Annotated in this window: 10 protein-coding genes; 1 reads left to right on the top strand and 9 read right to left on the bottom strand. The window is 51.3% G+C overall.

Annotated features, from left to right (window positions below; translation table 11 throughout):
* Positions 1-140: 140 nt before the first annotated feature.
* Positions 141-311: a hypothetical protein gene (locus KDM87_RS02190; protein ID WP_212677571.1), complete on the bottom strand. Its 171-nt coding sequence runs from the start codon at positions 309-311 to the stop codon at positions 141-143.
* 24 nt (positions 312-335) lie between these two features.
* Here KDM87_RS02190 and KDM87_RS02185 point away from each other — a divergent pair, with 24 nt between their 5' ends.
* The gene (locus KDM87_RS02185; RefSeq protein ID WP_212677570.1) at positions 336-875 is read left to right on the top strand and encodes a GNAT family N-acetyltransferase; all 540 of its coding nucleotides are present in this window, start codon (positions 336-338) and stop codon (positions 873-875) included.
* Positions 876-1,058: 183 nt separating this feature from the next.
* On the opposite strand, the gene KDM87_RS02180 is transcribed toward KDM87_RS02185, so the two are convergent.
* The 8 genes from KDM87_RS02180 to rpoB form a co-directional block, all read right to left on the bottom strand.
* Entirely contained in the window at positions 1,059-2,420 is a 1,362-nt protein-coding gene (locus tag KDM87_RS02180; RefSeq protein ID WP_212677569.1) for a formimidoylglutamate deiminase, read from the bottom strand.
* The gene (gene hutG / locus KDM87_RS02175) at positions 2,417-3,232 is read right to left on the bottom strand and encodes an N-formylglutamate deformylase (RefSeq protein ID WP_212677568.1); all 816 of its coding nucleotides are present in this window, start codon (positions 3,230-3,232) and stop codon (positions 2,417-2,419) included. The genes KDM87_RS02180 and hutG overlap by 4 nt, the downstream gene beginning before the upstream one ends.
* 81 nt (positions 3,233-3,313) lie before the next feature.
* The gene (locus KDM87_RS02170) at positions 3,314-4,126 is read right to left on the bottom strand and encodes an IclR family transcriptional regulator (protein ID WP_212677567.1); all 813 of its coding nucleotides are present in this window, start codon (positions 4,124-4,126) and stop codon (positions 3,314-3,316) included.
* Positions 4,127-4,309: 183 nt separating this feature from the next.
* Positions 4,310-4,960: an SPOR domain-containing protein gene (locus KDM87_RS02165; protein WP_212677566.1), complete on the bottom strand. Its 651-nt coding sequence runs from the start codon at positions 4,958-4,960 to the stop codon at positions 4,310-4,312.
* A gap of 52 nt (positions 4,961-5,012) precedes the next feature.
* Positions 5,013-5,783, bottom strand: coding sequence for a type III pantothenate kinase (locus KDM87_RS02160; RefSeq protein WP_212677565.1), 771 nt, complete (start codon positions 5,781-5,783; stop codon positions 5,013-5,015).
* Positions 5,784-5,824: 41 nt separating this feature from the next.
* On the bottom strand, positions 5,825-6,667 hold the full coding sequence (locus tag KDM87_RS02155) for a biotin--[acetyl-CoA-carboxylase] ligase (protein WP_230407543.1): 843 nt from the start codon (positions 6,665-6,667) through the stop codon (positions 5,825-5,827).
* Positions 6,668-6,804: 137 nt separating this feature from the next.
* On the bottom strand, positions 6,805-11,034 hold the full coding sequence (rpoC, locus tag KDM87_RS02150; protein WP_186886088.1) for a DNA-directed RNA polymerase subunit beta': 4,230 nt from the start codon (positions 11,032-11,034) through the stop codon (positions 6,805-6,807).
* Positions 11,035-11,264: 230 nt separating this feature from the next.
* Complete coding sequence (rpoB, locus tag KDM87_RS02145; protein WP_190477074.1) at positions 11,265-15,371, bottom strand: DNA-directed RNA polymerase subunit beta; 4,107 nt, start codon at positions 15,369-15,371, stop codon at positions 11,265-11,267.
* Positions 15,372-15,524: the final 153 nt, after the last annotated feature.

Below are 15,524 nucleotides of genomic sequence, written 5' to 3'. Positions count from 1 at the left end.
AAATGAAATAGCTCGAATTCACCCTCAAAAAGATCACTGAAATTCATCGACAATATCGATAAAAATGGGGAGTATGTGGCGTTTTCATCCTTATCTCTTTATGAAATAAGGATGTCTGAAAATACTGGGAGGGAGTATATTTATTCTTTAGCGACGAGATAGTGAGCCAGAAGCGCTTTAGCGCTGGCTTGATTAACCTGACTTTCGCTTACTTCGGCTCCGCCGCTTGCCAGCAGATTGGTTTCGTCTGGCAGGAATACGTTAACCTGCGCATACGCGGCGGCTTCGCACGAAAAACCATCCAGCGACACATCCCTTGCTCCTGAGATCAACCGATGACATCTTCACCCACGTCTTACACGATACGCCCCTTAACCGCACAAGAATGGCAACAATACAGGCAGATCAGACTGCGCTCTCTTGCCGACTATCCAAACGCTTTTGGCAGCACCTTTGCGGCAGAAAAAGATCGGTCTGACGAAGCATGGGCAACACGGCTCTTGCTGGCAACAAGCTCAGGTAAAGATTACCCATTAATAGCGAAAATTTCAGGCGTTAATTCAGGCGATAACAATGCATTTGCTGGCTTGCTGTGGGCGAAAGAGGATGCCACTGACACTTCCGTCGTCAATATTTTTCAGATGTGGGTAGCACCGGAATATCGCGGACAAGGTGTTGCCACGAAGCTGCTCAGAGAAGCAATTTTCTGGGCGCGATCCAGATGCGCGAAGCTTGTTCAATTAGGGGTGACATGCGGCGACAGCGCAGCAATTCGACTTTACCTCCGCGAGGGATTTCGGGCTATTGGCTCACCTGAACCGCTGCGTCCGGATTCCACTTTACTGGCGCAAACAATGCGTCTGGTGCTGGAGTAAACGCCTGTCGCGACGGACATTTGCCCTGAAAAATAATGGCAGATTGATTGCACGTCGACCTTATTTATTTTCTAAAAATGGGGGAGTATGTACAAAAATACTCTGAATCTCAGCGGAAAATAAGGAGGCCTAAAAATACTCCCCCCAGTATATTTTTCGCTTCCAGCAACGGAAAATGCCCAATCACAGCGTGCGCAACTCACGCATGCAGTTGATGTAGGCGCTCTCTATTTGCGCTTGCTGGCAGTGGCGGCCATTACTGACGACTTGTTTGCCGCCGACATAGACATCGCGCACCAACGTATCGTTACCTGCAAAGATCCAGGTATTCAGGACATCACCGCTGGGAAGTCCGGCCAAATTCGGATGCGTATCATCCAGCACGACCAGATCGGCGCGGTAACCGGGGGCGAGTTTTCCCAGCCTGCGCCCGCTGGCTTGCGCGCCGCCTTGCAACGCGGACTGCCACAGAAAATCACCGACCTTTTTTTGCTGCGCGTTGCCGGCAATATTGCGGCCTTGCAAACGCAGGCGCTGACCATATTCCAGCCAGCGCAATTCTTCGACCACGCTGTGCGAAACATGGCTGTCGCTGCCGATACCGAAACGTCCACCGGCGGCGATGTAATCCGGCAAATCGAAAAAGCCATCGCCAAGATTTGCTTCGGTGGTCGGGCAAATTCCGGCCACAGCGCCACTGTTTGCAATGCCTGCCACTTCACCGGGCGTCAGATGCGTGGCATGCACGAGGCACCAGCGCTGATCGACAAAACCGCTAGCTAGCAGTAATTCAACCGGGCGCCTGCCGCTGGCAGCAAGACATGCCTCGACTTCTTTGATCTGCTCCGCGATATGAATATGTACTGGCCGCCCGGCAGGCATTGCTTGTTGCAGCTCACGTATCTGATCGATGCTGGCCGCGCGCAAGGAATGCGGCGCCACGCCAACTTCCACCTGATGACTGCGGCTGGCTTCCAGTGCCTGCACCATCAGCAGAATTTCATCGACATTCGTTGTAAAACGCCGCTGATCCTCGCGTAGCGGCGTCGCGTTGAAATCGGCATAGCTGTACAACACCGGCAGCATAGTGATACCGATGCCGCTCTGGCTGGCAGCAGCGATCAGGCGTTGCGCCATTTCGACCGGATTCGCATACATCTTGCCCGCAGGGTCGCGATGCAGATAATGAAATTCGCACACTGCGGTGTAGCCATGCCGCAGACATTCTGCATACAGTTGTGCAGCAATCGCCTGCATCTGTTTCGGCGAGATGTGCAGCGCGTAGCGATACATGAGATCGCGCCAGGTCCAGAAGCTGTCTTTGCTGTCGCCCGCGATTTCGGTCATGCCAGCCATCGCGCGCTGAAAAGCATGTGAATGCAGATTGCACATGCCCGGCAAGACGTAAGTCGCCTGCGGTTCGCCGGGTCTAACGCTGACGTCGTTTTCTATGCTTTGAATATCGCCCTTCGCATCCCACTGCAGACGGATATTCTTTGTCCAGCCTTCTGGTAAAAACGCGTTGTGCACAAACAGCGTGGTCATGCTGCCTCCGTTTCATTCGCCCAGTCTATGCACTGCTGCAGCAATTGCCGCAACAGACCCTGCACCTGCTGTGCCAGATCGGGACGATACGCATACGGTGCAGCTTCGTTCATATATACGCGCTGACTCATTTCCAATTGCACCGCGTGTATGTGTTGTGCTGGCTGACCGTACTGCCGCGTGATGTAGCCACCTTTAAAACGACCATTGAATACATGGCTGTAGCTTTGTGCATCCCCTGCTGATTGCAGACAATCGGCCAACCTTTGTTGCAGTGCCGCCGCACAGGATTTCTGATCGGCGGTGCCAAAATTCAGGTCTGGTAATCTGCCATCAAAAAAGCGCGGCACGACCGATGCAATCGAATGCGCATCCCACAACACCACTCTGCCATGCTGCCGCTGCAAACGCGCAAGTTCCGCCTGCAATTGCTGGTGATATGGTTGCCAGTACGCGCTGATACGCCGCTGAATTTCACTCTCCGTCGGCAGTTGATCCGGCAGATACAAAGGCTGTTTGGCAAACGTATCGACCGGACACAGACCAGTCGTATCCTGCCCCGGATACAGATTCGCATTATCCGGCGCACGATTCAGATCGATCACATAACGCGAATGCTCCGCGATCAGCGTCGATGTACCGAGCTCTTGCGCCATGTTGTACAGCAAAGGCAAATGCCAGTCGGTATCCGCTTTCTCTTGCGCCACGGGCAGCATCTGCGCGGCGACTTCGGCCGGTATCGTCGTTCCGACATGAGGCATGGAAATCAGTAAGGGCACGCTGCCTGGTTGAAAATGGAATGCGGGATGCATAGATCTCTTTCAAAAATGAGCTAAGGCAACAGAAGTAATGTTAGCGATGATGACGGCGCTGTCGATATAGTTAGTTCAGATTCAGGGGTGACTTTCGATACGCAGACGCTGACTGATCTTCGCCGCAGCCGCCTGCGTCAGCCGTATCAGTTCGTCACTGCGCGGTATCGCGCGGCTGGTCGGCGCCATCAGTGACAAGGTCGCCTCGGCCTTCGTCGTACCGGACATCACCGGTACGCTGACGCCCCAGACGCCAATGTCAACCTCATCCTGACTGACGGCATATCCTTGCAAGGCGATGTGTTGCAGTTGTTGTTTCAGCTCCGCGATGCTCGCTTCGTCGAGCTGCTGCGCCGCCAGTTGCGCATCCAGCACGGCGGGCGGCAAGCTGGCCAATAAGGCTTTGGCCGACGCACCACGCACCGTCGGCCCTGTGCTGCCGCGCGTGAACGAACAGCGTAAAGCCTGCGGGCTTTCCAGCATATCGAGACAAATTACCTGCCCATGCAGATAAATCAGTAAGCCCACGCTTTCACCGGAACGCTCGAGCAATTGCTGCATTTCTTCGCGCGCCTGCTGCATCAAATGGGAATGATGATCGAAGCCCCAGGCGAGCTGCACTGCCATTGGCCCGGGCTCATATAATCCGCTTAGAGCTGCCTGCCCGTTATGCGCATGTTCCTGCAGCAGCCCCCATTTTTTGAGCATGGCAACGTGCCGGTACAAGCTGCTCAGCGGTATCCCGGTTTGTGCTGCCAAATCTCTGGCGTTGAGTGCCTGCCCTGCCCGCGCAATGCAAGCCAGCACCTGCAACACCCGCTCACCGGATGGCACGTCTGGTCTGGCATCGGGCAATGGGGCAACACCGGGAGCAGAAGAAAGCAAGTTGGTCATGACAGTATCATTGCAAACATATCTAAATAAGCTATGCCATGCTAACAGCTGATTCTGGAATATCAAGCATCCATTCCCTCATCATGAGAATAGAAAGTAAAATTTTTTTATCAGGAAAAAGAAAAAGCGCCGCAACGGGCGCTTGATCAGGTGATATCGGCCATCTCAGAATACCGATGATGCTCAGCTCTTGCTGTACGCCGTATTCTGGCAATTGCGGGTTTCTTGTGCAGGGAATTGCGCCTTGATCGCATCAAACTTCGTCTTTTCATCCCCATTCAGTGCCCGCAACTGATAGGCAAATTTAGAGGTGGTCACGGTACGCGGCATGATACGGGCGGTGCGCACCCCTTTATTGTTCAGATTGGCCAGATGCAGTTTCGCCGCTTCTTCTGTCTTGAAAATACCGAGTGAAATTCCCCAATGTAAGGTGCCCTGTTCCTGTATCACGAAAAAATCAGTAATGCCGATACGGCGCAATTCTCCGACTTTCTTATCCGCGCCATCTTTGCTGCCCTGAGACGGGATGTACACCATATGGGTACCGATATCGCTGACATTCAGACGCGACTGTCTATCGCCCAAGGCCAGCGTTTTTAACTTTTCTTCTATCTTCGGTGCCTCAGCCTGAGGGAAATTCCCGATTTCCAGACAAGCGATGATTTCAGCTTTTTTTTCTGGCACAGGAGGCTCTGCTGCGGTCGTCGCTGCGCTGGCGGAAATCTGTACCAGTTCATCGACATGATGCTGTTTTTTCAGGCGTTCCGGCTCATGCGTCTCCAATGACCAATGCCCCAGCCAGCCAAGATTGAACGCCAGCGCAAATGCGTTCAAGACCAATAAACTCCAGAAAAAAAATCGCAGCATGATGATAATTAAGGTGAATTCAGTTCGGGTTTGATTGTGCCACGACATACAATCCAGTCAAGACAAGATTGGGGATATGCTGACAATCAAAACCCAGATGGGGCGTCAGATAAGGCGCGGCACCGCCGGAAATCAGGCACGTCACGGCTGTTTTCTGTTCCGCGGCAAAGGCTTGATAAGCGAATGTAATTGCGCCAGTCTGGGCATGAATGCAACCGCTGACGATCGCCTGATCTGTATTGTCGGCAAATGGCTGATGGACGCTGATGCTTTCAGCCACCTGGGGCAATTGCGCTGTATTGCGAGCCAGTGATTCCGCCATCAATTTCAACCCCGGCAAAATCATGCCACCGGTGAACACACCATTCGCACTGATCGCATCGATCGTCGTTGCAGTACCGCAGGTTGCCACAATCAGATTGTGTTGCGGATACAAATAATGCGCCGCAATCGCCGAAGCAAAACGATCACAGCCCAATTGCTGCGAATGACGATAATGGTTTTGCAGACCGGCCAACTCTGCTTGCGACGTCAGCCAGTAAGCTTGCAACGCCGGGAAAGTACGCGCCAGTATCGCACTGAGCTGCGCTTTAACGCCGTCGCCTGCAACATTCGAAATCAAGACGCGGGTGACCGGATATTGCTTCCAGCATTCAGCCAGTGCCGTAATTTCTGCGTGGGTGACAGAATCGATTTCCTGCCATTCAGGCACAACGTTAGTCGACGCTGTCGTTAGCCGGGGAATACCCCATTTGATGCGTGTATTGCCAGCATCAATCAGTAATAGCATTTGTATTCTTCTTTCATTTTTATGCAATCGCTATGCGGATATCAAAGCGCATCGACAGGTCTTAATGATACGTCACCCGCCAACACAGGTATTTGTCCAGCGGCAGTTTGCAGCAGCAGACGGCCGCTGACATCAACGCCAACAGCGAAACCACGCTGCAGTATCTGGCCATGGTCGATGATCTGTACTTCCTGATTCGCGTACGCATGCAGCGCATTCCAACGCGCCTGAAACGCAGAAAAGCCGTGCTGGTCAAACTGCTCGAAAGCCTTTGCGAGGGCGTTCAGCAAATGCGCAAGCAAGGTATTTCTATCCATCCTTGCCAGCCACGGCGCATCGGCAACAGCACGCCCCAGATTGGCTTCAAATGTCTCGGGCAACTGCAGGTTCAGACCAACGCCAGCCACAATCCAGGTACCACCATTTTTGTTAGCGGCACTTTCGATCAGTATGCCCGCCAGCTTTTTTCCGTCGCGCAAAATATCATTCGGCCATTTCAATTGCACCGGTAAATCGAGTGCATGCAACACGTCTGCAATCGCAACGCCAACCGCCAATGGCAAGCCCATCAACGCGTGTGTCTCCCGGCTCAAAGGCCAGGCAAGCGAAAACATCAACATGCCGCCCGGCACTGATTGCCAGCTGCGACCGGCGCGCCCGCGCCCGGCAGTCTGATGTAAGGCAACGCGCAACAGCGGCTTAGTCAATTCACCCAATCGGGACAGCAGGTCGGCATTCGTCGAGCCGGTTTCCGCAACGACTTCAACATCGGCCAACATGCCGAAAGCATCACGCTTTGCGAGTATTTTCTCTGCAGTGATATGCGTCTGAATATCATCCGCGCAATTGGCGATCGTCGTTGTGGTTAGTCCTTGATCTGGCATGAGTCTGTATTCGTCGTAAAAATTTAAAGATTGCAGTAACAGCTGACGCTGCGAGGAGCTGTGCTGAATCTCGTTCTCTATAAAAAAACGGCACCGGAGACTAAGCTTCGGTGCCGTTTTTATACTATCAGCTAGGCTTACGCGTCGCCTTCATGTACATCCGTCGTTGTTGCTTCTGGTGCTGGAGCAAAAACTGCTTTTTCTGCTTCCAGCAAAGCGTGACGTTCATCCGCTTCCCATGTTTCTTTCAACTTGCGGGCGCGGTGGAATGCCAGACCGGTACCGGCAGGAATCAGACGACCAACAATCACGTTTTCTTTCAAGCCGCGCAGGGTATCTTTCTTGCCCATGATCGCTGCTTCTGTCAGAACGCGGGTTGTTTCCTGGAAGGACGCTGCCGAAATGAAGGAATCGGTCGACAGAGACGCTTTGGTAATACCCAGCAAGATATTTTCATACGTTGCAGGAATACCGCCAGCAGCGACCACGCGATCGTTTTCACCTAACAGGTCAGAACGTTCAACTTGTTCACCAACGATGTAGTTCGCATCGCCTGGATTAACCACAACCACACGACGCAACATCTGACGCACAATCACTTCAATGTGCTTGTCATTGATCTTCACGCCTTGCAAGCGGTAAACGTCCTGCACTTCGTCAACGATGTAACGTGCCAGCGCTTCGATACCCAGCAAACGCAGGATGTCTTGTGGATCGGCTGGGCCGTCAACAATCATCTCACCTTTATTCACAACCTGACCGTCATGCACCAGGACTTGTTTATCTTTGGTGATCAGGAACTCGTGTTTCTCACCGTCCATGTCGGTGATTTCCAGACGTTGCTTACCTTTGGTTTCTTTACCAAACGCAACGGTACCAGTCACTTCCGCCAGCATACCAGCGTCTTTTGGTGAACGTGCTTCGAACAGCTCAGCAACGCGTGGCAGACCACCGGTAATATCACGGGTTTTTTGTGATTCAGTCGGGATACGCGCCAGAACCTCACCAACGTGTACTTGCTGACCGTCTTTCACGGTAATCAGCGCACCAACCTGGAAGCCGATCGTCACTGCGTGCTCGGTACCAGAGATCTTGACCTCTTCACCTTGCTCGTTCAACAGTTTCACTTGTGGGCGCAAAGACTTACCAGCAGCGCTACCACGACGTTTCGCATCGATTGCCACCAGAGTGGACAAGCCAGTTACTTCATCAACCTGTTTCGCAACAGTCACGCCTTCTTCAACGTTTTCGAACTTCACAGTACCGGTGTATTCGGTAATGATAGGACGTGTCAGCGGATCCCATGTTGCCAGTGCTGTACCAGCTTTGATCACCATGCCGTCTTTTACGATCAGCGTGGCACCGTAAGGTACTTTATGGCGTTCACGTTCACGACCATGATCGTCCGTGATCAACACTTCGCCAGAACGGGAAATCACGATCTGATCGCCTTTGCCGTTCGTCACATAACGCATCGTCGCTGTGAAGCGAATCGTACCGTTGGATTTTGCCTCAACAGAAGATGCGACTGCTGCACGGGACGCTGCACCACCGATGTGGAACGTACGCATCGTCAACTGGGTACCTGGTTCACCGATGGACTGCGCAGCGATAACACCGACTGCTTCACCAGCATTCACCATCATACCGCGACCCAGATCACGTCCATAACACATTGCGCACAGACCGTAACGCGTGTCACAAGTCAGTGGTGTGCGTACTTTCACTTCATCAATGCCCAGTGCTTCGATACGTTCAACTGCAACTTCATCCAGCAAAGTACCTGCTTCGTACAGTGTTTCCTGTGTTTCAGGATTCACGATATCGTTGGCAGAAACACGACCCAGGATCAGGTCGCGCAGAGGCACGTTAACTTCACCGCCTTCGACCAGCGCTTTCATGGAAGAACCATTGCTTGTACCGCAATCGTCTTCAACCACGACCAGATCCTGTGTCACGTCAACCAGACGACGTGTCAGGTAACCGGAGTTCGCTGTCTTCAATGCCGTATCAGCCAGACCTTTACGCGCACCGTGAGTGGAAATAAAGTACTGCAGAACGTTCAGACCTTCGCGGAAGTTCGCCGTAATCGGTGTTTCGATAATCGAGCCATCCGGTTTCGCCATCAGACCACGCATACCGGCCAACTGACGAATCTGCGCAGCAGAACCACGCGCACCGGAGTCGGCCATCATGTAAATCGCGTTAAACGATTCTTGTGTACCAACGGTGCCGTCGCGGCGTGTGACTGGTTCAACTTTCAGTTGTTCCATCATGGCCTTACCGACTTCATCACCGGTTTTACCCCAGATATCGACCACTTTATTGTAACGCTCACCCGCAGTCACCAGGCCAGACGCATATTGCTGCTCGATCTGTTTAACTTCGTGCTCAGCCGCTGCCAGCAAAGTTACTTTTTGTGGTGGTACCAACATATCGTCGATACAGATAGATATACCGGCGCGTGTCGCGAGGCGGAAACCCATTTGCATCAGTTGATCGGCGAACACAACGGTAGCGCGCAGGCCGCACTTACGGAATGACGTATCGATCAGTTTGGAAATTTCTTTTTTCTTCAACGCGCGGTTCAGCACGGTGAATGGCAAACCTTTTGGCAGAATTTCTGACAAAATCGCACGACCAACTGTGGTTTCGTAACGTTTGATCGTTTTAACGAATTCACCAGTTGCCGGATCTTTCGGATATTCAGTAATACGGACAGTCACACGGGTAGCCAGCTCGACTTCCTTGTTGTCCCAGGCGCGGATCGCTTCTGAAACGTCAGGGAACATCATGCCTTCGCCTTTGCCGTTAATGGCTTCGCGAGACGCGTAGTACAGACCCAACACGATATCCTGAGAAGGCACGATAGACGGTTCGCCATTGGATGGGAACAGAATATTGTTAGACGCCAGCATCAGTGTGCGGGCTTCCATTTGCGCTTCGATAGACAAAGGAACGTGAACCGCCATCTGGTCACCGTCGAAGTCGGCATTGAAAGCCGCGCAGACGAGTGGATGCAACTGGATCGCTTTACCTTCGATCAAGACTGGTTCAAACGCCTGAATACCCAAACGGTGCAAAGTTGGCGCACGGTTCAGCATAATCGGATGTTCGCGGATCACTTCTTCCAGGATATCCCAGACGACTGGCTCTTGAATTTCAACCAGTTTTTTCGCTGCCTTGATCGTTGTTGCCAGACCCATCAATTCCAGTTTATTGAAAATGAAAGGTTTGAACAGTTCCAAGGCCATCAATTTTGGCAGACCACATTGATGCAATTTCAGTTGCGGACCAACCACGATAACGGAACGACCAGAGTAATCGACGCGCTTACCCAGCAAGTTCTGACGGAAACGACCGCCCTTACCTTTGATCATCTCAGCCAGAGATTTCAATGGACGCTTGTTCGCACCAGTCATTGCTTTACCGCGACGACCATTGTCTAACAATGAATCGACCGCTTCTTGCAACATACGCTTTTCATTACGCGTAATGATTTCCGGAGCGCGCAATTCCATCAGGCGCTTCAAACGGTTATTACGGTTAATCACGCGGCGATACAGATCATTCAGATCGGAAGTCGCAAAGCGACCACCATCCAGCGGTACCAATGGGCGCAGCTCTGGCGGCAACACTGGCAACACTTCCATGATCATCCAGTCTGGTTTGATACCGGAACGTTGGAACGCTTCGAGCACTTTCAGACGTTTTGCATATTTCTTGATCTTGGCTTCAGATTTGGACTCTTTGAGTTCAACACGTAAAGTTTCAGCGTCACGGTCGATATCAATCGAACGCAGCAATTCACGGATACCTTCTGCCCCCATGAATGCGGTGAATTCATCGCCGTATTCTTCGTATTTAGCAGCATAGTCGTCTTCCGACATGATCTGGCATTTTTTCAGCGGCGTCATGCCAGGATCGGTCACAACGTATGCTTCAAAATACAAAACGCGTTCGATATCGCGCAATGTCATGTCGAGCACCATACCCAGACGGGATGGCAGAGATTTCAGGAACCAGATGTGCGCTGTTGGCGACGCCAGTTCAATGTGACCCATGCGTTCACGACGCACTTTCGCCAGTGTGACTTCAACGCCGCACTTTTCGCAAATCACGCCACGGTGCTTCAGGCGTTTGTATTTACCGCACAGGCATTCGTAATCTTTGATTGGTCCAAAAATTTTGGCGCAGAACAAACCGTCGCGCTCAGGCTTGAAAGTACGGTAGTTAATGGTTTCCGGCTTTTTAACTTCGCCGTAGGACCAGGAACGAATTTTTTCAGGAGACGCCAGACCAATTTTGATCGCGTCGAATTGTTCGTTAGGTTGGACTTGCTTGAATAGATCGAGCAGGGCTTTCATGTATATCACTCCAGTGAAGCGCGCAATTTACTTTGAAATTCACGCTTGGTGGCTGAATGGTGCTGCAACAGAAGGTCTTTCGCCTTACCCTGTTCGCATCAGCGGGAGAGCCAGGTCTGTCGACACTGGTTCCGCTCATACCGGGAACGAACTCGCTTCCAAACTGCTGGCTAGCTGAATGACCAACGCCCGAAACTCGTTCGGGCGATGGTTTTACTACTTAATTACAATTAATCGCGTTCGAGATCGATATCGATACCCAGAGAGCGGATCTCTTTCACCAGAACGTTGAACGATTCCGGCATACCTGCATCGATCACGTGATCGCCTTTAACGAGATTTTCGTACACTTTGGTACGGCCATTCACGTCATCGGACTTGACGGTCAACATCTCTTGCAAGACATAAGACGCGCCGTATGCTTCGAGAGCCCAAACCTCCATCTCACCGAAACGCTGACCACCGAACTGTGCTTTACCGCCCAGTGGCTGCTGAGTCACCAGAGAGTAAGGACCAGTCGAACGGGCATGCATTTTATCATCAACCAGATGATGCAGCTTCAACATATGCATGTAACCCAGTGTGACTTTACGTTCAAACGCTTCACCGGTACGGCCATCGTACAAAGTAACCTGGTTCTTCGATGGTGTCATACCGAGATGCTGAGCGATATGGTCAGGGAAAGCCAGATCCAGCATACGACGAATTTCTTCTTCATCCGCACCGTCAAACACTGGCGTCGCAAACGGCACACCGTTTTTCAGGTTATTCGTCAATTCCAGAATTTCTGTATCTGTGAAGCTGTCCAGATCTTCTGTTTTGCCGGATTCGTTGTAAATCTTTTTCAGGAACTCGCGCAGCTCTTCGACCTTGGCTTTTGCCTTCAGCATTTCGCCGATACGCAAGCCCAGACCTTTTGCGGCCCAACCCAGATGCACTTCCAGAACCTGACCCACGTTCATACGTGATGGAACACCCAATGGGTTCAACACGATGTCTGCAGGAGTACCATCGGCCATATATGGCATATCTTCGATAGGCACGATACGGGAAACCACACCCTTGTTACCGTGACGACCCGCCATTTTGTCACCAGGTTGCAGGCGACGTTTAACAGCCAGATAGACCTTCACCATTTTTTGTACGCCTGGCGGCAATTCATCGCCTTGCGTCAATTTGGTCCGTTTTTCTTCGAAAGCCAGATCAAACTGGTGACGTTTCTCAGCGATAGAATCTTTGATTGCGACCAGCGCATTCGCTGCTTCATCCGATGCCAGACGAATATCGAACCAGTGGTACTTGTCGATACTTGCCAGATATTCTTTGGTCAGTTTCGTGCCTTTTGCCAACTTGGCAGGGCCACCGTCGGCAATCTTACCATCAAGCATACGTTCCAGACGTTCAAACGCATCGCCTTCAACAATACGCAACTGATCGTTCAGATCGAGGCGATAACGCTTCAATTCATCATCGATAATTTGCTGTGCACGTTTGTCGCGTTGGATGCCTTCGCGAGTGAACACTTGCACGTCGATGACTGTACCTACCATGCCTGAAGGCACGCGCAACGATGTATCTTTAACGTCAGATGCTTTCTCACCGAAAATCGCACGCAACAGTTTTTCTTCCGGTGTCAGCTGAGTTTCACCTTTTGGTGTCACTTTACCGACCAGAGTATCACCGGCTGTTACTTCAGCACCGATGTAGACGATACCGGACTCATCCAGACGAGCCAGTTGGTTTTCTGCCAGATTCGAGATATCACGTGTGATTTCTTCGGCACCCAGCTTCGTATCACGGGCAACAACCGACAACTCTTCGATATGAATCGATGTGTAGCGATCATCAGCAACAACTTTTTCAGAGATCAGGATCGAATCTTCGAAGTTATAACCGTTCCATGGCATAAACGCGACCAGCATGTTCTGACCAAGAGCCAGCTCACCCATATCTGTCGATGCGCCGTCAGCCAGTACGTCGCCTTTAGCAACCACGTCACCGACTTTAACGATAGGACGTTGGTTGATATTTGTATTTTGGTTAGAACGTGTGTATTTGATGAGGTTGTAAATATCCACACCGACTTCACCAGCCTGTGCTTCAGCATCATTCACACGAATAACGATACGACCCGCATCGATGTAATCAACTTTACCGCCACGCAGTGCCTGAACTGTTGTACCGGAGTCAACTGCCACGGTACGTTCGATACCTGTACCAACAAATGCTTTTTCCGGACGCAAGCAAGGAACCGCCTGACGTTGCATGTTGGCACCCATCAACGCACGGTTCGCATCATCGTGTTCGAGGAACGGAATCAGCGATGCCGCCACAGATACGACCTGACCAGTTGCCACGTCCATGTATTGGATACGTTCTGGGGATACCAGGATCGTTTCGCCAGCTTCACGGGCAGAGACCAGTTCATCAATCAGTTTGCCTTCGCCGTCAATCGTCGCATTCGCCTGAGCGATGATGTAACGACCTTCTTCAATCGCAGACAGGTAATCGATCTGGTTGGTGATTTTACTGTCAACAACCTTACGGTACGGCGTTTCCAGGAAGCCATATTCGTTCAAACGCGCATACAAAGCCAGCGAGTTGATCAGACCAATGTTTGGTCCCTCAGGAGTTTCAATCGGGCAAACACGGCCATAGTGAGTTGGATGCACATCGCGGACTTCAAAGCCGGCACGTTCACGTGTCAAACCACCAGGTCCCAGTGCGGAGATACGACGCTTGTGCGTGATCTCGGACAATGGGTTGGTCTGATCCATAAACTGGGACAATTGTGAAGAACCGAAGAACTCACGAATCGCTGCAGAGATAGGCTTGGAATTGATCAGATCGTGCGGCATCAGGTTATCGGCTTCAGCCTGACCCAGACGCTCTTTCACTGCACGTTCAACGCGGACCAGACCAGCGCGGAACTGATTCTCAGCCAATTCACCAACGCACCGTACACGACGATTACCCAAGTGATCGATATCATCGACTTCACCGCGACCATTGCGCAGTTCAACCAGAATCTTGATCACGGCCAACACATCTTCGTTCGACAGTGTCATCGCACCTGTCAGTTCATCACGACCAATACGGCGGTTGAACTTCATGCGGCCGACTGCGGACAGATCATAGCGGTCTTCGCTGTAGAACAAACCATTGAACAATGCTTCAACGGAATCTTCTGTCGGAGGTTCGCCAGGGCGCATCATGCGATAAATCGCAACACGGGCAGCCATCTGATCGGAAGTATCGTCAGTACGCAGAGTCTGAGAAATATAAGCGCCCTGATCCAGATCATTTGTGTACAGAGTCTGAATATCTGTCACACGTGCATCGCGCAAACGCGCCAGCAATTCCTCTGTCAACTCATCGTTGGCATTCGCAATCACTTCACCAGTATCTGCATCGATAATATTTTTCGCCAATACGCGACCGAGCAGATAATCCTCTGGTACAGAAATATGCTTGATTCCACCCGCCTCGATTTCACGTACATGCTTGGCATTGATACGCTTATCCTTGGCAACAATCACTTTGCCGGACTTATCAGCGATATCAAAACGAGCAACTTCGCCACGCAAACGTTCAGCGACAAATTCCATTTCCGCACCATCAGCATGCAGATTGAAGTTATCGAAAACAAAGAAGTTTGCCAGGATTTGTTCGTTGCTCATGCCAATAGCGCGCAACAAAATCGTCACAGGCATCTTACGGCGACGGTCAATACGGAAGAACAGGATATCTTTCGGGTCAAACTCGAAATCCAGCCATGAACCACGGTAAGGAATGATACGTGCCGAGAACAACAACTTACCTGAAGAATGCGTTTTGCCGCGATCATGTTCAAAGAACACACCTGGCGAACGATGCAACTGGGAAACAATCACACGCTCGGTACCGTTAACAACAAAAGAACCCGTGGTCGTCATCAAGGGCAATTCGCCCATGTAGACTTCCTGTTCTTTCATTTCTTTAACGACAGGCTTCGTCGGCGATTCTTTATCCAGGATCACCAGGCGTACTTTCGCACGCAATGGTGAAGCATAGGTAAGACCACGCAATTGACATTCCTTGACGTCAAAAGCAGGATCACCTAAAACATAGGATAAGAATTCGAGACGAGCGAATCCATTGTGTGAAACGATAGGAAAAATCGAAGTGAAGGCTGACTGCAAGCCCTCATTTTTGCGGTTTGCCGCTGTTCTGTCTTCTTGTAAAAAGCTTTGGTACGACTCGATTTGAGTCGCCAATAAGAACGGAACGTTGTGGACGTTGGCGCGCTTCGCAAAAGATTTACGAATACGCTTCTTCTCAGTAAATGAGTAGTGCATGGACACTCCGTGAGTGACAAGGAAGGATGGAGAATTCAGGATTCCTGTCACAATATTAATTCAACTCTGCGACAAAAAACCTCAAGTCTCAGCCCTCGGTCTTAATAAACAGCTAAACAACCCTGAACGACAAAGAAGCCAAAGAGGAACCCT

It is taken from the genome of Cognatundibacterium rivi (assembly GCF_018139565.1).
Classification (GTDB): Bacteria; Pseudomonadota; Gammaproteobacteria; order Burkholderiales; family Burkholderiaceae_D; genus Undibacterium; species Undibacterium rivi.
The sequence above is the reverse complement of the archived record's forward strand: the minus strand, read 5'-3'. Positions and strand labels throughout refer to the sequence as shown.

Excerpts from the sequence above, each read along its gene's own strand:
- KDM87_RS02185 (WP_212677570.1), top strand. The coding sequence starts at position 336 with ATGACATCTTCACCCACGTCTTACACGATACGCCCCTTAACCGCACAA.
- KDM87_RS02180 (WP_212677569.1), bottom strand. The coding sequence starts at position 2,420 with ATGACCACGCTGTTTGTGCACAACGCGTTTTTACCAGAAGGCTGGACA.
- hutG (WP_212677568.1), bottom strand. The coding sequence starts at position 3,232 with ATGCATCCCGCATTCCATTTTCAACCAGGCAGCGTGCCCTTACTGATT.
- KDM87_RS02170 (WP_212677567.1), bottom strand. The coding sequence starts at position 4,126 with ATGACCAACTTGCTTTCTTCTGCTCCCGGTGTTGCCCCATTGCCCGAT.
- KDM87_RS02160 (WP_212677565.1), bottom strand. The coding sequence starts at position 5,783 with ATGCTATTACTGATTGATGCTGGCAATACACGCATCAAATGGGGTATT.
- KDM87_RS02155 (WP_230407543.1), bottom strand. The coding sequence starts at position 6,667 with ATGCCAGATCAAGGACTAACCACAACGACGATCGCCAATTGCGCGGAT.
- rpoC (WP_186886088.1), bottom strand. The coding sequence starts at position 11,034 with ATGAAAGCCCTGCTCGATCTATTCAAGCAAGTCCAACCTAACGAACAA.
- rpoB (WP_190477074.1), bottom strand. The coding sequence starts at position 15,371 with ATGCACTACTCATTTACTGAGAAGAAGCGTATTCGTAAATCTTTTGCG.